At 72.4% G+C, this 16,623-nt stretch carries 13 protein-coding genes; 10 read left to right on the top strand and 3 right to left on the bottom strand.

The features are described 5' to 3' along the window. Positions 1–267 precede the first annotated feature (267 nt). The 4 genes from O2W15_RS00325 to O2W15_RS00310 all read left to right on the top strand — a co-directional run bounded on the left by O2W15_RS00325 (position 268) and on the right by O2W15_RS00310 (position 4,242). Entirely contained in the window at positions 268–918 is a 651-nt protein-coding gene (locus O2W15_RS00325; RefSeq protein ID WP_442928863.1) for an ATP-dependent Clp protease proteolytic subunit, read from the top strand. A 2-nt stretch (positions 919–920) separates the two neighbouring features. Continuing rightward, a complete protein-coding gene (locus tag O2W15_RS00320) occupies positions 921–1,553 on the top strand; it encodes an ATP-dependent Clp protease proteolytic subunit (RefSeq protein WP_036336713.1) in 633 nt (210 codons plus the stop codon). A 320-nt stretch (positions 1,554–1,873) separates the two neighbouring features. Next, positions 1,874–3,145 (top strand): ATP-dependent Clp protease ATP-binding subunit ClpX, encoded by a 1,272-nt coding sequence (gene clpX / locus O2W15_RS00315; RefSeq protein ID WP_269161923.1) that lies wholly within the window; start codon positions 1,874–1,876, stop codon positions 3,143–3,145. A 245-nt stretch (positions 3,146–3,390) separates the two neighbouring features. After that, positions 3,391–4,242 carry a DUF559 domain-containing protein gene (locus O2W15_RS00310; protein ID WP_269177934.1) on the top strand — a complete coding sequence of 284 codons (852 nt, stop codon included), beginning with the start codon at positions 3,391–3,393 and terminating at the stop codon, positions 4,240–4,242. 43 nt (positions 4,243–4,285) lie between these two features. Here O2W15_RS00310 and valS read toward each other — a convergent pair whose 3' ends face one another. Then, a complete protein-coding gene (gene valS, locus O2W15_RS00305) occupies positions 4,286–6,871 on the bottom strand; it encodes a valine--tRNA ligase (protein WP_269177933.1) in 2,586 nt (861 codons plus the stop codon). Between the two features lie 19 nt (positions 6,872–6,890). Here valS and O2W15_RS00300 point away from each other — a divergent pair, with 19 nt between their 5' ends. Both O2W15_RS00300 and O2W15_RS00295 read left to right on the top strand, forming a co-directional pair. Beyond that, the gene (locus O2W15_RS00300) at positions 6,891–8,288 is read left to right on the top strand and encodes a bifunctional folylpolyglutamate synthase/dihydrofolate synthase (protein WP_269177932.1); all 1,398 of its coding nucleotides are present in this window, start codon (positions 6,891–6,893) and stop codon (positions 8,286–8,288) included. Continuing rightward, on the top strand, positions 8,285–8,674 hold the full coding sequence (locus tag O2W15_RS00295; protein WP_269177931.1) for a DUF4233 domain-containing protein: 390 nt from the start codon (positions 8,285–8,287) through the stop codon (positions 8,672–8,674). Before O2W15_RS00300 ends, O2W15_RS00295 begins: the two co-directional genes overlap by 4 nt. A 5-nt stretch (positions 8,675–8,679) precedes the next feature. On the opposite strand, the gene O2W15_RS00290 is transcribed toward O2W15_RS00295, so the two are convergent. Both O2W15_RS00290 and O2W15_RS00285 read right to left on the bottom strand, forming a co-directional pair. After that, positions 8,680–9,174, bottom strand: coding sequence for a Clp protease N-terminal domain-containing protein (locus O2W15_RS00290; RefSeq protein ID WP_269177930.1), 495 nt, complete (start codon positions 9,172–9,174; stop codon positions 8,680–8,682). Positions 9,175–9,217: 43 nt separating this feature from the next. Continuing rightward, complete coding sequence (locus O2W15_RS00285) at positions 9,218–9,439, bottom strand: helix-turn-helix domain-containing protein (protein WP_036336706.1); 222 nt, start codon at positions 9,437–9,439, stop codon at positions 9,218–9,220. Between the two features lie 72 nt (positions 9,440–9,511). On the opposite strand from O2W15_RS00285, the gene ndk reads away from it, so the two are divergent. The 4 genes from ndk to O2W15_RS00265 all read left to right on the top strand — a co-directional run bounded on the left by ndk (position 9,512) and on the right by O2W15_RS00265 (position 16,422). Next, a complete protein-coding gene (gene ndk / locus O2W15_RS00280) occupies positions 9,512–9,931 on the top strand; it encodes a nucleoside-diphosphate kinase (protein WP_036336704.1) in 420 nt (139 codons plus the stop codon). 115 nt (positions 9,932–10,046) lie between these two features. Continuing rightward, entirely contained in the window at positions 10,047–11,975 is a 1,929-nt protein-coding gene (locus O2W15_RS00275; RefSeq protein ID WP_269177929.1) for a TIGR03960 family B12-binding radical SAM protein, read from the top strand. Further along, entirely contained in the window at positions 11,975–12,742 is a 768-nt protein-coding gene (locus O2W15_RS00270) for a TIGR03936 family radical SAM-associated protein (protein ID WP_269177928.1), read from the top strand. The genes O2W15_RS00275 and O2W15_RS00270 overlap by 1 nt, the downstream gene beginning before the upstream one ends. A 287-nt stretch (positions 12,743–13,029) precedes the next feature. Then, positions 13,030–16,422: an Rne/Rng family ribonuclease gene (locus tag O2W15_RS00265; RefSeq protein WP_269177927.1), complete on the top strand. Its 3,393-nt coding sequence runs from the start codon at positions 13,030–13,032 to the stop codon at positions 16,420–16,422. Positions 16,423–16,623 lie beyond the last annotated feature (201 nt).

Below are 16,623 nucleotides of genomic sequence, written 5' to 3'. Positions count from 1 at the left end.
CGGCGTGCCGTCCGGGTCGTCGCCTCGCAGGTCGGCGCCGGTGCCGCTGCGCCCACGGCGAACACCGGCCCGCGCCGGGAGGAACCGGTCGGGGGTGCGCGTTAGGGTCGACGTGACACTCAGGCACCCCTGAAGGACGACCACACGAGGCCGCATCGACGACCGGCACCGAGGGTCGTCCGCAGCGTCGTCGGTCGCCCCCCGACCACCGGCCAACCCGTTCCACGAGACCGACTGCACCGCAGTCCTACGGAGGTCACCGCACCCGTGAGCAACTCAGACCTGATCACCGCCAGCGCGCCGCTGATGCGCGCCGGCGGCTCGATGATGAACCTCAACGACTCGGTCTACGAGCGCCTGCTGCGTGAGCGGATCATCTTCCTCGGCAGCCAGGTCGACGACGTCATCGCCAACCAGCTCGCCGCGCAGATGCTGCTGCTGTCCGCAGAGGACCCCAAGCGCGACATCCACCTCTACATCAACTCGCCCGGCGGCTCCGTCACCGCCGGCATGGCGATCTTCGACACGATGCAGTTCATCGACTGCGACGTCGCCACCTATGCGATGGGCCTGGCCGCCTCGATGGGCCAGTTCCTGCTCACCGCCGGGACCAAGGGGAAGCGCTACTCCCTGCCCCACACGCGGATCCTGATGCACCAGCCCTCGGCCGGCGTCGGCGGCACCGCCTCCGACATCGCCATCCAGGCCGAGCTCTTCCGGAGCACCAAGCACCAGCTCAACGAGCTGCAGGCGCAGTTCACCGGGCAGACGGTCGAGCAGATCGAGAAGGACTCCGACCGCGACCGCTGGTTCACCGCGCAGGAGGCCCTCGAGTACGGCTTCGTCGACCACGTGGTGACCCGCGCAGAGTCCATGACCTCGACCGACAACCCGGTCACCGACGGACCGGAGAAGTGACCATGAGCAGCAGCTTCGAGATGCCCTCCAGCCGGTACATCCTGCCCTCCTTCGTGGAGCGCACGAGCTACGGCATGAAGGAGTCGAACCCGTACAACAAGCTCTTCGAGGAGCGCATCATCTTCCTCGGGGTGCAGGTCGACGACGCCTCGGCCAACGACGTCATGGCCCAGCTGATCACGCTGGAGTCCAACGACCCCGACCGTGACATCACGATGTACATCAACAGCCCCGGTGGCTCGTTCACCGCGCTGACGGCCATCTACGACACGATGATGTTCGTCCGCCCCGACATCCAGACCGTCTGCATGGGCCAGGCCGCCTCCGCGGCCGCCGTCCTGCTGGCTGCCGGGACGAAGGGCAAGCGTCTGGCGCTGCCGTACTCCCGCGTGCTGATCCACCAGCCCTCCGGCGAGGCCGGCGGTCAGGTCACCGACCTGGAGATCCACGCCCGCGAGATCGAGCGGGTGCGGGTGCAGATGGAGAGCATCCTGGCCAGGCACACCGGGCAGAGCCAGGAGCAGGTCCGCAAGGACATCGACCGGGACAAGATCCTCACGGCCCAGGAGGCCATGGAGTACGGGATCGTCGACCAGGTCATCCAGAGCCGCAAGCTCAACGCCCTGCCGGCCTGACGCAGGGATGGGACGGGCCGAGGGCGCGCGTGTCGCGCTCTCGGCCCGTACCGTTCTCCCATCCGGCGTCCCGGTGTCCTCTCGACGACTCAGCCGGGTCGCGGGGGAGGGCCGGGACGGGTGTTACGGGCCGGGCGACCCGGGTGAGTTCCTGCCCGGGAACGTCGGATCAGCCGGGTAGGTTCGGCGAACGCCCGATCCCCGGTCCACGACCGCAGGGGCACCGGACGCCAGCAGGAAGGGCGTCGACGAGGGCATGACACAGCACGAACCAACGGGGCCGCAGCAGCGTCGTCCCATTCGAGGTGGAGGTCAGCCAGGTGGCACGTATCGGTGAGAGCGGCGACCTGCTCAAGTGCTCGTTCTGCGGGAAGAGCCAGAAGCAGGTCAAGAAGCTCATCGCTGGCCCTGGGGTGTACATCTGCGACGAGTGCATCGACCTCTGCAACGAGATCATCGAGGAAGAGCTCTCGGAGTCGTCGGACCTCAAGTTCGACGAGCTGCCCAAGCCCAAGGAGATCCACGACTTCCTCGAGCAGTACGTCATCGGCCAGGAACAGGCCAAGCGCACGCTCGCCGTCGCCGTCTACAACCACTACAAGCGGGTGCAGGCCGGCGGTGACCGTTCCCGCGACGAGGGCGTCGAGCTCGCCAAGTCCAACATCCTGCTGATGGGCCCGACGGGCTGCGGCAAGACGCACCTGGCGCAGACGCTGGCCCGGATGCTCAACGTGCCCTTCGCGATCGCCGACGCCACGGCGCTGACCGAGGCCGGCTACGTCGGCGAGGACGTCGAGAACATCCTGCTGAAGCTGATCCAGGCGGCCGACTACGACGTCAAGCGCGCCGAGACCGGGATCATCTACATCGACGAGGTCGACAAGATCGCCCGCAAGAGCGAGAACCCGTCGATCACCCGGGACGTCTCCGGCGAGGGCGTGCAGCAGGCACTGCTGAAGATCCTCGAGGGCACGACCGCGTCGGTGCCCCCGCAGGGCGGGCGCAAGCACCCGCACCAGGAGTTCATCCAGATCGACACCACGAACGTGCTGTTCATCGTCGGTGGCGCCTTCGCCGGGCTCGAGGAGGTCATCGAGGCCCGCACCGGCAAGCAGGGCATCGGCTTCGGTGCCGAGGTGCGCGGCAAGGCCGAGGTGGAGAAGGCCAACGCCATCGCTCAGGTCATGCCCGAGGACCTGCTGAAGTTCGGCATGATCCCCGAGTTCATCGGCCGGCTCCCGGTGATCACCACGGTGCAGAAGCTCGACCGCACGGCGCTGATGAACATCCTCACCGAGCCGAAGAACGCCCTGGTGCGCCAGTACCGCCGGCTGTTCGAGCTCGACGGGGTGGAGCTGGAGTTCACCGACGACGCGCTCGAGTCGATCGCCGACCAGGCCATCCTGCGGGGCACCGGTGCCCGTGGGCTGCGGGCGATCCTGGAGGAGGTGCTCCAGTCGGTGATGTACGACATCCCCAGCCGCGAGGACGTCGCCACGGTCGTCATCACCCGCGAGGTCGTGCTGGAGCACGTGAGCCCCACCCTCGTGCCCCGCAAGCCCGCCCGCGCCCCCCGCGAGAAGTCCGCGTAGTCCCAGCACCACCCGACGGCCCGCTTCCCCACCGGGGGAGCGGGCCGTCTCTGTATTCCATGACTCGGCGTGCGCAGACTGACAGCTGCGAGCTGCCCGACTGACAGTGCGCGCCCGCCGTCCACAGATGTGCGGCGCGGCCCCGGCGCCCGAGCCGCGAGCGGCAGGCTGTTGGCGTGCGGCACGACGTCGAGGCTCTGGTCGGACCGCGAGGATGGACCACGTGGGCGCAGTTGACGGCGCAGGTGAGCCCGACGACCGTCCGCTCGTGGGTCGCGAGTGGCCGGCTGCTGCGTCTCGGTGGTGGCTGCTATGCGCTACCGGGGTCGACAACCGACTGGCGGATCCGGGTGGCTGCCGCCGTCCGGTCGCGGGAGGCCGTGGTCAGCCACGCGACCGCCCTGGCGCTCTGGGGCCTCGTCCCGCCGCCCGCCGGGCCTGTCCACGTCACCGTGGCGCCGGGCCGCAGTGGTCGGGGTGCCCCGGGGGTCGTGCTGCACCGGGTGGCTGACGCCGACTGGCACGTGCGGCCGGTCGGCGGGTTGCCGGTGACGTCGGTCGAGCGCTCGGTCGTCGACGCGTGGGCTGATCCCTCCGGTGCCGGGCGCCCCGCTGTCCGCGCAGCAGCGATCACCGCGGTCCGCCGGCGGCTGTGCACGGCGCGACAGTTGACCGATGAGCTGGCTCGGCGTCCCCGGTTGCCCGGGCGAGCTGCCTTGACCGAACTCGTCCGGTTGCTCGCCGACGGGTGCCAGAGCGAGCTTGAGATCTGGGGTTGTCTGCAGGTACTGCGTGCTCCCGGCATGCCGGCGTTCGTCCAACAGCGTCCGATCACGGTGGCGGGGGAGCGGTTCCTCCTCGATGCCGCCTGCGAGGACGTGCTGCTCGCCGTGGAGATGGACGGGGCCGCCTGGCACGGCTCTCGCGAGCAGCGGGAGCGGGACATCCGCCGAGACGCCCTGGTGGCCACGGTCGGGTGGCAGACCCTCCGGTTCAGCTACCGGAGGCTCACGGTCGAAGCCGCCGCCTGCCGCACCGAGATCCTGACTGTTCACACGGCCCGGCGCCGCCTCTTCGGGCTCGACGTCGTGCGCTGAGTGCCAGGTCCAGCCTCGGCACCTGGCACTCAGCGCACATCGGTCAGTCGGTGGGGGTGTCGGCGAGGACTACGTCGACCTGGAGCGTTCCGTCGCCGGCGACGACGGTCAGTTCTGCGATCCGGCCGGCGTCCACCAGGTCACCCCGGGCGGCCTCGACCGCGGCCACCCGCGCCTCGGGCACGGTCACCGTCGTCGTGGCGACGTCGGTGCGCATCGAGGTCTTCGCGTCGGACTTCGCCTTGCGGACGAGCGACAGCACCTCCGCGGCCGCCGACACCACCGCCGGGTCGCCACCGGTCGGCAGCTCGGTCGCGGTCGGCCACAGCGCCCGGTGCACCGAGCCGGTCTGCCACCAGGACCAGACCTCTTCGGTCACGAACGGCAGCACCGGGGCGAGCAGCCGCAGCTGCACCGACAGCGCCAGCGCCAGCGTGGCCTGGGCGGAAGAAGCCGCGGGGCCAGAGCCGTAGGCGCGGGTCTTCACCAGCTCCACGTAGTCGTCGCAGAAGGACCAGAAGAACGACTCGGTGACCTCGAGCGCCCGGGTGTAGTTGTAGGCCTCCATCGCCGCGGTCGCCTCGTCGACCACCTGGGCCAGCGAGGCGAGCAGCCCGCGGTCGATCGGCTCGGTGACCGCCTCGGCCGTCAGGTCGGGAGAGGCGCCCAGCCCCAGCACGAACTTGCCGATGTTGAGCACCTTCATGGCGAGCCGGCGGCCGACCTTCATCTGCGCCTCGTCGAAGGGCGAGTCCGCACCCGGCCGGGCGCCCGCAGCACGCCAGCGCACCGCATCGGTGCCGTAGCGCTCCAGCACGTCGATCGGGGTGGTCGCGTTCCCCTTGGACTTCGACATCTTCTTGCGGTCGGGGTCGACCACGAAGCCGGAGATGGTCGCGTGCGTCCACGGCACCGCGCCGTGCTCGAAGTGCGCCCGGACGACGGTGGAGAACAGCCAGGTGCGGATGATGTCGTGCGCCTGGGGCCGCTGGTCCATCGGGAAGACGTGCGCGAACAGCTCCGGGTCGGTCTCCCAGCCCGAGGCCACCTGCGGCGACAGCGACGAGGTGGCCCACGTGTCCATGACGTCGGGGTCGGCCATGAACCCGCCCGGCACGCCCCGCTGGTCGACGCTGAAGCCCTCGGGGACGTCGGAGGACGGGTCGACCGGCAGCGCCGACTCCGGCGCCAGGATCGGCGCGGAGTAGTCGGGCTCGCCCTCGGAGTCCAGCCGGTACCAGACCGGGAACGGCACACCGAAGAAGCGCTGCCGGCTGATCAGCCAGTCGCCGTTGAGCCCCTCGACCCAGTTGTCGTAGCGGTGCCGCATGTGTTCGGGCACCCACTGGATCTCCCGGCCGCGGGCCAGCAGCGCGTCGCGCAGGTCGCCGTCCCGCCCGCCGTTGCGGATGTACCACTGCCGGGTGGTGACGATCTCCAGCGGGCGCTCGCCCTTCTCGAAGAACTTCACCGGGTGCGTGATCGGCTTCGGGTCGCCGACCAGGTCACCGGACTCGCGCAGCAGTTCGACGATCCGCTGCTGCGCGCTGAAGGAGGTCTTGCCGGCCAGCTCGGCGTACACGTCGGCGGGGACGTCGGCCGGCGGGTCGGCGATGAACCGGCCGTCCCAGCCGATGACGGCGCGGGTCGGCAGCTGCAGCTCCCGCCACCAGGTGACGTCGTTCAGGTCGCCGAAGGTGCAGATCATCGCGATGCCCGAGCCCTTGTCCGGCTCGGCCAGCCGGTGCGCCACGACGGGCACCTCGACGCCGAACAGCGGCGTCGTGACGGTCTTCCCGAACAGCGGCTGGTAGCGCTCGTCGTCGGGGTGGGCGACCAGGGCCACGCAGGCCGGGAGCAGCTCGGGGCGGGTGGTCTCGATGAAGACCGGGCCGCTCGGGCCGGCGAAGCCGATCCGGTGGTAGGCGCCCGGGCGCTCCCGGTCCTCCAGCTCGGCCTGGGCGACGGCGGTGCGGAAGGTGACGTCCCAGAGGGTCGGCGCCTCCTGGGCGTAGGCCTCACCGCGGGCCAGGTTGTGCAGGAACATCTTCTGCGCGGTGGCCCGCGAGGACTCCGAGATCGTCCGGTAGACGCCTCCCCAGTCGACCGAGAGGCCGACCCGGCGCCACAACTTCTCGAACTCCGCCTCGTCGACGGCGGTGAGCTGCTCGCACAGCTCGACGAAGTTGCGCCGGGAGATCGGCAGCTGGTCCTTGCCCGGCTTCTCCGGCGGGGTGAAGTCCTCGTCGTAGGGGAGCGAGGGGTCGCAGCGCACGCCGTAGTAGTTCTGCACCCGGCGCTCGGTGGGCAGGCCGTTGTCGTCCCAGCCCATCGGGTAGAAGACGTGCTTGCCGCGCATCCGGTGGTACCGGGCGACGATGTCGGTGTGCGTGTAGCTGAACACGTGGCCCACGTGCAGCGACCCGCTGGCCGTCGGCGGCGGGGTGTCGATCGCGTAGGTCTGCGACCGGGGGGCGGAGAGCGCGGCGTCCCGGTCGAAGGCGTACGTGTCGCCCTCGGCCCAGCGGGCCACCCACTTGTCCTCCAGCCCGTCGATCGAGGGCTTCTCGGGTACGCCGCCGGTGCTCCCCGGGGGAGTGCTGTCCAGGGATCGGGTGTCGGCAACCATGACTGGCATCCTAGGAGCGATGAGCACCTCCCTTTCCCGTGACCTGGCCCGGGTCGAGCAGGCGCTCCTGGCGCGGTGGCCGGAGAACCGGCTCGAGCCGTCGCTGACCCGCATCTCCGCCCTGGTCGACCTGCTCGGCTCACCGCACCGTGCGATGCCCGTCGTCCAGGTCACCGGCACCAACGGCAAGACGACGACGGCGCGGATGGTCGATGAGCTGCTGCGCGGCTTCGGCCTGCGCGTCGGCCGGTTCACCAGCCCGCACCTGGAGTCGATGCGCGAGCGGATCGTGCTCGACGGCGAGCCGCTGCCGGCCGAGCGCTTCGTCGAGGTCTACGACGACATCGCGCCCTACGTGCAGATGGTCGACGCGGGCAGCGACGTCCCGATGTCCTTCTTCGAGGTGATGGTGGCGATGGCCTACGCCGCCTTCGCCGAGGCGCCGGTCGACGTCGCCGTCGTCGAGGTCGGCATGGGCGGCACCTGGGACGCGACCACCGTCGCCGACGCCCGGGTCGCCGTCGTCACCCCCGTCTCGCTGGACCACGCCGAGTACCTCGGGCCGGACGTCGCCACGATCGCCACCGAGAAGGCCGGGATCATCAAGCCGAGCACCGGGGACGGCGTGCTGCCCGACGGGCGCCCGGACGGCGGCGTCGTCGCGGTGCTCGCCCACCAGCCGGCCGGCGCGCTGGAGGCGCTGGTGCGGCGGGCGATCGAGGTCGACGCGACCGTCGCCCGCGAGGGCACCGAGTTCGGCGTGCTGGAGCGCCGGGTGGCCGTCGGCGGCCAGCAGGTGCGGCTGCAGGGGCTGGGCGGGGAGTATGACGAGGTCTTCCTGCCGCTGTTCGGCGCGCACCAGGCGCAGAACGCCGCCGTGGCGCTCGCCGCCGTGGAGGCGTTCCTGGGCGCGGGGTCGGCCACCGGCCCGGTCGCCCAGGACGTCGTCCGGGAGTCCTTCGCCGCGGTGCGCTCGCCCGGCCGGCTGGAGCGGGTCCGCACCTCCCCGGCGGTGCTGGTCGACGCCGCACACAACCCGGCCGGCATGGCGGCGACGGTCGAGGCCGTCCGGGAGTCCTTCGACTTCACCCGGCTGGTCGGCGTCGTCGGCTGCGTGCAGGGCAAGGACGTGACCGGCATGCTCGCCGAGCTCGAGGGCCTGTGCGCCGAGCTGGTGGTCACCCAGAACAGCTCGCCGCGGGCGATCCCGGCCGATGAGCTGGGGGCGCTGGCGGTCGACGTCTTCGGTGCCGACCGGGTCAGCGTGCACCCGCTGCTCACCGATGCGCTGGAGTCGGCGATCGAGCTGGCCGAGGCCGGCCCGGACGACGCCCTGGGTGGCTCCGGCGTGCTGGTCACCGGCAGCGTGGTCACCGCGGGGGAGGCCCGGGCCCTGCTGTCCGGCGCGCAGCGGTGACGGCACCGGACCCGGTCCGTGCCGGCAAGGCCCTCGGCGGGGCCGCGGCGGCGATCCTGCTGCTGGAGGGGATCGCCGTTCTCTTCGTGCCGCGGGGCATCGCCCAGACCGGAGAAGGGCTCACCGGCACCCGGCTGACCGTCCTGCTCGTGCTGGCCGTGCTGCTGATCCTGGCCAGCGGGCTGCAGCGTCGTCCGCAGGGTCTGGTCATCGGCTCGGCACTGCAGGTGCCGTTGCTGCTCACCGGGCTGCTCAGTGGGGCGATGTGGCTGGTCGGCGGCGTCTTCGTGGCGATCTGGCTGTACCTGTTGCAGGTCCGCAAGGAGCTGCTCGGCTCGCCCTTCGGGCCGCCGCCGGCGGCACCTCCGGCACCGCCGGCCGGCTGACGGCGCTACGCCGCCGAGGCGTCCCCGAGCTGACCGCGCAGCCGGTCGGCGTCGGTGCCCAGCTGCTGGAGCACCTGCCGCACCACCGGGTCGCCGACGGCGAGCAACCCCGCAAGCACGGCACCGCTGTCGATGACCCGGGCCCGGCGGCGCAGCTTCGACCGCAGGACGTGGCGCAGCGACTCCTCCAGGGCCTGCTTGCTCCCATCGGCGAACGGCAGGTGACCAGTGGGCTCGCGGCCACCGCGGTCCAGCGCGCCCGGGCCGAAGGCGGACTCGGCAGCAGCTCGCACCTGGTCCAGGTCGATGCCGATGGCGGCCAGTGCGTCGGCGTCCAGCGCGCCGTTCGAGCGTGCCAGGGCCGCCTCGACGGATCCCAGGTCGGCGCCGGTCGCCCGCAGCGCCTGGCCCCCTCGACCGGGGTCGGCCGTCAGGGCCAGGAGGAGGTGCACCGGCTCGACCTGCTCGGCGTGCAGCCAGCGAGCCTGTGCCTGTGCCATGACGACCACCTGACGGGCCTCTCGGGTGAAGCGCTCGAACACGTCATCGGTCCCTTCTCGAGGTGGCGTGCTTCTTGTGGACGGCCTGCTTGCTGACGCCGAGGGCATCAGCGATCTGCTGCCAGGACCAGCCGCGCGCCCGGGCGTTGCCGACCTGGAGCACCTCGAGACGGTCGGCGAGGTCGCGCAGCGCACGGATGGCGCGGAGCCCGGTGTCCGGGTCGTCGGCCGCGGCGGCGGTGGTGACGTCGGTGGGGGAGGCCATGTCGTCAACCTAGATTGACAGCGGTGACCTGTCAACCTGGATTGACAGTTGACGTCCCGTACGCTCCCGGGCGTGTCTGCACCCACTGCTGAGCGTTCGCTGGTCCTGGTCAAGCCCGACGGCGTTGCCCGCGGCCTGGTCGGCCAGGTCATCGCCCGCCTGGAGGCCAAGGGCCTGCGCCTGGTCGCCGCCGAGCTGCGCACCCTGACCACCGAGGTCGCCGAGGAGCACTACGGAGAGCACCGCGAGCGGCCGTTCTTCGGCTCGCTGGTCGAGTTCATCACCGGGGGACCGCTGCTGGCCCTCGTGGTCGAGGGGCCGCGGGCCATCGAGGCCTTCCGCGCCCTGGCCGGCGCCACCGACCCGGTGAAGGCCGCCCCCGGCACGATCCGCGGCGACTTCGCCCTCGAGGTGCAGGCCAACATCGTGCACGGCTCCGACTCGCCCGAGTCGGCCGCGCGCGAGATCGCGCTCTTCTTCCCGGCTCTCTGAGGAAGCACCCCCTCGCCCCCCACCGCTCGCGAGCTCGCGGTGGGCCCCGGCGAGGGGGTCTGAGGGCCGAAGTCGCGACTTCGGCCCCTGGCGCAGCGGCTACCCTGGGCGGGTCATGACTGTGGAATCGCTATACCCCCGCCTCGAGCCACTCCTCGCCCAGGTGCAGAAGCCGATCCAGTACGTCGGTGGCGAGCTCAACGCCCAGGTGAAGCCGTGGGACGACGTCGCCGTCCACTGGGCGCTGATGTACCCCGACGCCTACGAGGTCGGGCTGCCCAACCAGGGCCTCATGATCCTCTACGAGGTGCTCAACGAGCGCCCCGACGCCCTGGCCGAGCGCACCTACGCCGTCTGGCCGGACCTGGCCGGGCTCATGCGCGAGCACGGGGTCGGCCAGTTCACCGTCGACGCCCACCGCCCGGTGCGGGAGTTCGACCTGCTCGGCGTCAGCTTCGCCACCGAGCTGGGGTACACGAACCTGCTCGAGGCGCTCGACCTCGCCGGCGTCCCGCTGCACGCGGTCGATCGCGACGAGAGCCACCCGGTGGTCGTCGCCGGTGGGCACGCCGCCTTCAACCCCGAGCCGGTCAGCGACTTCGTCGACTGCGCGGTGCTCGGTGACGGTGAGCAGGTCGTCGGGGACATCACCGACGTCGTCTCCGCCTGGAAGGAGCAGGGCCGCCCCGGTGGGCGGGTCGAGCTGCTGGCCCGGCTCTCCCGGGTCGACGGGGTCTACGTGCCCCGCTTCTACGCGGTCAGCTACGCCGCCGACGGCACGATCGCCGAGGTGCGGCGCACCAGGGACGACGTCCCGGTCAAGGTCGGCAAGCGCACCGTGATGGACCTCGACGAGTGGCCCTACCCCAAGCAGCCGCTGGTCCCGCTGGCCGAGAGCGTGCACGAGCGGATGAGCGTGGAGATCTTCCGCGGCTGCACCCGGGGCTGCCGGTTCTGCCAGGCCGGGATGATCACCCGCCCGGTCCGCGAGCGCACGATCACCGGCATCGGCTCGATGGTCGACGCCGGCCTCAAGGCCACCGGCTACGAGGAGGTGGGCCTGCTCTCGCTGAGCAGCGCCGACCACTCCGAGATCGGCCAGCTGGCCAAGGAGCTCGCCGACCGGTACGAGGGCACCAACACCGGCCTGAGCCTGCCCAGCACCCGGGTCGACGCCTTCAACGTCACCCTGGCCAACGAGCTCTCCCGCAACGGCCGCCGCTCCGGGCTGACCTTCGCCCCCGAGGGCGGCAGCGAGCGCATCCGCCGGGTGATCAACAAGACCGTGTCCAAGGAGGACCTGGTCCGCACGGTCACCACGGCCTACGCCAACGGCTGGCGCCAGGTGAAGCTGTACTTCATGTGCGGCCTGCCCACCGAGACCGACGAGGACGTGCTGGAGATCGCCGAGCTGGCGGTCGAGGTCATCCGCGCCGGCCGCGAGGCCAGTGGCAGCAAGGACATCCGCTGCACCGTCTCCATCGGTGGCTTCGTGCCCAAGCCGCACACCCCCTTCCAGTGGGCGGCGCAGGCCAGCGCCGAGACGATCGACCACCGGCTGCGGATCCTGCGCGAGGCGATCAACGCCGACCGCCGGATCGGCCGCTCCATCGGCCTCCGCTACCACGACGGCAAGCCCGGGGTGATCGAGGGACTGCTGTCCCGCGGCGACCGCCGGGTCGGCCGGGTCATCGAGCGGGTCTGGCGCGACGGCGGGCACTTCGACGGCTGGAGCGAGCACTTCTCCTACCAGCGCTGGGTCACCGCCGCGGCCGAGGAGCTGGCCGCGTTCGGGGTCGACCTGGACTGGTACACCACCCGGGAGCGCACCGAGCACGAGGTGCTGCCCTGGGACCACCTGGACTCCGGGCTGGACAAGGAGTGGCTCTGGGACGACTGGCAGGACGCGATCTCCGAGGACGAGGTCGGCGACTGCCGCTGGACCGGCTGCTACGACTGCGGCGTGTGCCCGACCATGGGCACCGACATCCAGATCGGGCCCACCGGGCGCAGCCTGCTGCCCCTGACCCCCGTCGGCCGGTAGTGGCCCGCACCCCGGACGGCCCGCCGCCGCCGCCCACCGTGCAGAAGCTGCGGCTGCGCTACACCAAGCGCGGTCCGCTGCGCTTCGCCTCGCACCGCGACCTCGCCCGGGCCCTGGAGCGGGCGCTGCGCCGCGCGCAGGTGCCGATGGCGTTCTCCGCCGGCTTCAGCCCGCACCCGAAGATCTCCTACATGGGTGCGGCGCCGACCGGCGCGGCCTCGGAGGCGGAGTACTTCGAGATCGGGCTCTCCGCACGGCGCGACCCGGAGCAGGTGCGGGTCGCGCTGGACGCCTCGCTGCCCCCGGGCATCGACGTCCTGGAGTGCGTCGAGGCCGTCGAGGGCAGCGGGTCCCTGGCCGACCGGCTGAACGCCACCCGGTGGCGGATCGACCTGCCGGGGGTGGACGCCGACGAGCTCTCCGCGGCGGTGCAGGCCTTCCTCGCCCAGGAGGTGGTGCTGGTCGCGAAGCGGACCAAGAACGGCACCAAGGACGTCGACGCGCGGGCGGCGGTCGTCTCCGCCGCGGTCGCTGTTGAGGCAGGTTGTGCCATACTGCTCGTGGTCGTACGGCAGCTCACGCCGACCGTGCGACCGGATGACGTGATGGCCGCTCTGGCTGCCGTCGCCGACCTGCACCCGCCGTTGCCCGCCCGGGCCGTGCGTGAGGCGCAGGGCCGGCTCGACGACAGCGGTGACGTCGCCGATCCGCTGGGGCCCGACCGCGAGGCCAGTTCCCGCTGCCAGGGGGAGCCGGCTCAGGTCTGATCCGGCGGGACCGGAAGTGCCGGGCGTCGCCTGCGACACGTCTGCCAGCCGTGGCGCTGCATCACCTGAACTCTCGAACCACCTGAACTCTCGAACCACCGCACCACCTGTGTTCAGCACGCTGCACCACCGGGCCCCAGCCGCACCGGCCGGGGCGCGCACCAGACTTCGCGGGCCGGGCAGAACCGCCGCTCCCAGCGGCCGCCCGATCCGCCCAACCCACGTTCCTGCGCGGCCGCCAGTCGGAGACGATCGGCGCCCGGGAACGCACAGGAGGCGAGCCCTTCGTGGCCGACCACAACGACAACGAGAACAGCACCGACACCAGCGCCGCGGACGGATCGGCGCCTCCCTCCGATCTGCTCGGCGGCCTCGCCGCGGAGCCGGCCGCGGATGACGGGTCGCCCGCGGAGCCGGACGCCGAGCCATCGGCCGACGACCTCTCCGAGGAGCAGGTCGAGGTCCCGGTCGCCGAGGCGGTCACCCCCCAGCCCGAGCACGAGCTCCCCAGCTTCGGCGCCCAGTTCAGCTCGCCCGAGCCCACCACCGTCACCGCCCGGCCCCGCCGCCGCGCCACCCGGCCGGCCGTGACCGCCGACCCCGACTCGGTCGAGCCCCCGGCACCGCAGCTCTCGCCGGTGGCCCCCGCCTTCGTCAGCTTCGTGGCCCCCGAGCCCGAGGTCGCCGCACCGCGTCGCCGCAGCCGCCGCCCCCAGGCCGAGTCGCCGACGGAGTCGACCGACGCGGACGCCGGCCGGACCGACGACCGCCCGGTCACCGACGAGCGCGACGAGGAGCAGGCACCGCCGCGGCGGTCCCGCAGTCGCCGCCGCAGCGCGGCCGAGAGCGAGCCGGTCGAGGCCCAGGACACCGAGACCACCGAGACCACCGAGACCACCGAGACCGACGAGCGGGACCTCGAGGACTCCGACGACCGTGACGGCGAGGACGGCGGCTCCTCGGGCAGCCGTCGTCGGCGCCGGGGCCGTCGGGGCCGCGGCCGTGGCCGCACCGGCGAGGACGGCGCCGACGGCGACCGCGACGACGAGGACACCGACACCCCGGCCGGTGCCGAGGAGTCCGACGACAGCACCGAGCCCGAGGGTCAGGACGACGACGGCGAGGACGACGACGCCGCCGAGGGTGGCTCGGGTTCGAGCACCCGCCGTCGCCGCCGGCGCCGTCGCCGCGGCAGCAGCGGTGAGAACGGCAGCACCGAGGACAGCACCGAGGACGCCGACGACCGGCCGGAGCGGGCCGGCCGCAACGGCCGCACCTCCAGCGACGACGACGTCCGCGGCGTGGCCGGCTCCACCCGGCTCGAGGCCAAGCGCCAGCGCCGCCGGGAGGGCCGCGACGGTGGCCGTCGCCGCGCGCCGATCCTGAGCGAGTCGGAGTTCCTGGCCCGGCGCGAGGCCGTGGACCGGGCGATGGTCATCCGCCAGCAGGGGGAGCGCACCCAGATCGCCGTCCTGGAGGACGACGTCCTGGTGGAGCACTACGTCACCCAGGCGCAGGCCACCTCGTTCGCGGGCAACGTCTACCTGGGCCGCGTGCAGAACGTGCTGCCCAGCATGGAGGCCGCGTTCGTCGACATCGGCAAGGGCCGCAACGCCGTCCTGTACGCCGGTGAGGTCAACTGGGACGCCGCCGGCCTGTCCGGGAAGTCCCGCTCGATCGAGACCGCGCTGAAGTCCGGCGACAAGGTCCTGGTCCAGGTGACCAAGGACCCGATCGGTCACAAGGGCGCCCGGCTGACCCAGCAGGTCAACCTGCCCGGCCGGTTCCTGGTCTACGTGCCCGGTGGCTCGATGACCGGCATCAGCCGCAAGCTGCCGGACAAGGAGCGCCAGCGGCTCAAGGACATCCTGAAGAAGATCGTCCCCGAGGACGCCGGCGTCATCATCCGCACGGCCGCGGAGGGCGCCTCGGAGGAGGAGCTCACCCGCGACGTGGCCCGGCTGCAGGCGCAGTGGGAGGTCATCCAGACCAAGGCCTCCTCGACCAGCAACGCGCCGACGCTGCTCTACGGCGAGCCGGACCTGGCGATCCGGGTCATCCGCGACGTCTTCAACGAGGACTTCAAGCGGCTGGTCGTCCAGGGCGGCGACGCATGGGACACCGTCGAGGCCTACGTCGCGCACGTCTCTCCGGAGCTGTCCGAGCGGCTGCAGCGCTACACCGGCACCGGTGACGTCTTCCGCGACCTGCGGATCGACGAGCAGCTGATGAAGGCGCTGGACCGCAAGGTGTGGCTGCCGTCGGGTGGCTCGCTGGTCATCGACCGCACCGAGGCGATGACGGTCGTCGACGTGAACACCGGCAAGTTCGTCGGCTCCGGCGGCAACCTCGAGCAGACCGTCACCCGGAACAACATCGAGGCCGCCGAGGAGATCGTCCGCCAGCTCCGGCTGCGCGACATCGGCGGGATCATCGTCATCGACTTCATCGACATGGTCCTGGAGAGCAACCGCGACCTCGTGCTGCGGCGGCTCACCGAGTGCCTCGGCCGCGACCGCACCAAGCACCAGGTCGCCGAGGTGACCTCGCTGGGCCTGGTGCAGATGACCCGCAAGCGCGTCGGTCAGGGCCTGCTGGAGGTCTTCTCCGAGCCGTGCGAGCACTGCCGCGGTAGGGGTGTCCTGGTGCAGGTCGACCCGGTGGACGAGAAGAAGCGGTCCAGTGGCAACGGCGGCAACGGTGGCGGGGGCAACGGCGCGGCCGGCAACGGTGGCGGCGGTCGCAACCGGGGTGACTCGGGCATCGGGTCCGGCTCGGGCAGCGGCTCGGGCAGCGGTGCCGGTTCCGACAAGGGCTCCGACAAGGGCTCCGACAGGGGTCGGGACAAGGGCCGGGACGACCGGGCCAAGGACGCCGACGTCCCGACCCCCGACGCGAAGGACACTGCACCCGCGACTGCGGAGGTCGGCCCGGAGGGTGACGCAGCCGACGTGACGGGCGCCGACGCCGCCGAGACCGGTGGCGGTCGCGGGCGTCGCAGCCGGGGTGGCCGGGACCGTGGCTCCCGGGGCGGCAACGCCACCGAGCGCGGCTCCGTGGACGCCGGTTCGCCGGCCCCGCAGGCCGACCAGAGTGCGGCGGCGGACGAGACGGCCCCGGAGACGGCGGACGAGGGCACCGCGCCGTCCCGTCGCGAGGACCCGGCCGCGGGCTGGGACGTCGCGGACGCCATGGCGCTGCAGGGCGGGGCGTCCTTCGACGAGCCCGCTGCGGGTGAGCAGGCCGCGGGGGAGCAGGTCGCCGAGCCGACGACCGAGCCGACGACCGAGTCGACGACCGAGCCGGCCGGTGAGGGCCGTGGTCGTCGCAACCGGGGCCGTCGCGGTCGTGGGCAGTCGGCCGAGGCCCGTGGGGCCGAGGACGCTCCGGTCGCCGAGGCACCCATCGCCGAGGCACCCGCTGACGAGGAGCCGCTGCCCGCCGGCGAGACGGCCGTGCAGGTGGTCGCCGAGGAGTCGACGCCGGACACCGTCCTCGCCGCTGCGGTGGCGGCGCCGACGGCTGCCCCGGACGTCCCGGCCGCGGCTGCGGAGCAGTTGGAGCCGACCGTCGTCGTGGCGCCCGAACCGGTCGCCGAGCCGGTGGCCGACCAGGACGTGCCGGCGGTCCGGCCGCGGCGCCGCAGGGCCGCCTCGCGGCCCGCAGGCCCGCCCGCCTGACCGAGGACCCCGGGCAGGGCGCCGCCCCGCCCGGGGCCCGGGTCGGACCGCTCCTACGCGGTTCGACCCGGGCACGGCGCCTCGGGTACGCTGGACGGGTTGCTCCACCACGGGCCGCGCACTCCGGTGCCGCCTGGGGGGCGCGAGCAGCACGTCCAGCATTCGGCCCTCGTGGCGGTCGTGCGCGCAGGACACAGTGCT

The organism is Modestobacter sp. VKM Ac-2979, assembly GCF_026967995.1.
In the GTDB taxonomy this organism is placed as follows: domain Bacteria; phylum Actinomycetota; class Actinomycetes; order Mycobacteriales; family Geodermatophilaceae; genus Modestobacter.
Note: the sequence above shows the minus strand (reverse complement) of the source record. Positions and strands in the feature narration are given on the sequence as shown.

Excerpts from the sequence above, each read along its gene's own strand:
- valS (WP_269177933.1), bottom strand. The coding sequence starts at position 6,871 with ATGGTTGCCGACACCCGATCCCTGGACAGCACTCCCCCGGGGAGCACC.
- O2W15_RS00285 (WP_036336706.1), bottom strand. The coding sequence starts at position 9,439 with ATGGCCTCCCCCACCGACGTCACCACCGCCGCCGCGGCCGACGACCCG.
- O2W15_RS00290 (WP_269177930.1), bottom strand. The coding sequence starts at position 9,174 with ATGGCACAGGCACAGGCTCGCTGGCTGCACGCCGAGCAGGTCGAGCCG.
- O2W15_RS00275 (WP_269177929.1), top strand. The coding sequence starts at position 10,047 with ATGACTGTGGAATCGCTATACCCCCGCCTCGAGCCACTCCTCGCCCAG.
- O2W15_RS00320 (WP_036336713.1), top strand. The coding sequence starts at position 921 with ATGAGCAGCAGCTTCGAGATGCCCTCCAGCCGGTACATCCTGCCCTCC.
- O2W15_RS00300 (WP_269177932.1), top strand. The coding sequence starts at position 6,891 with ATGAGCACCTCCCTTTCCCGTGACCTGGCCCGGGTCGAGCAGGCGCTC.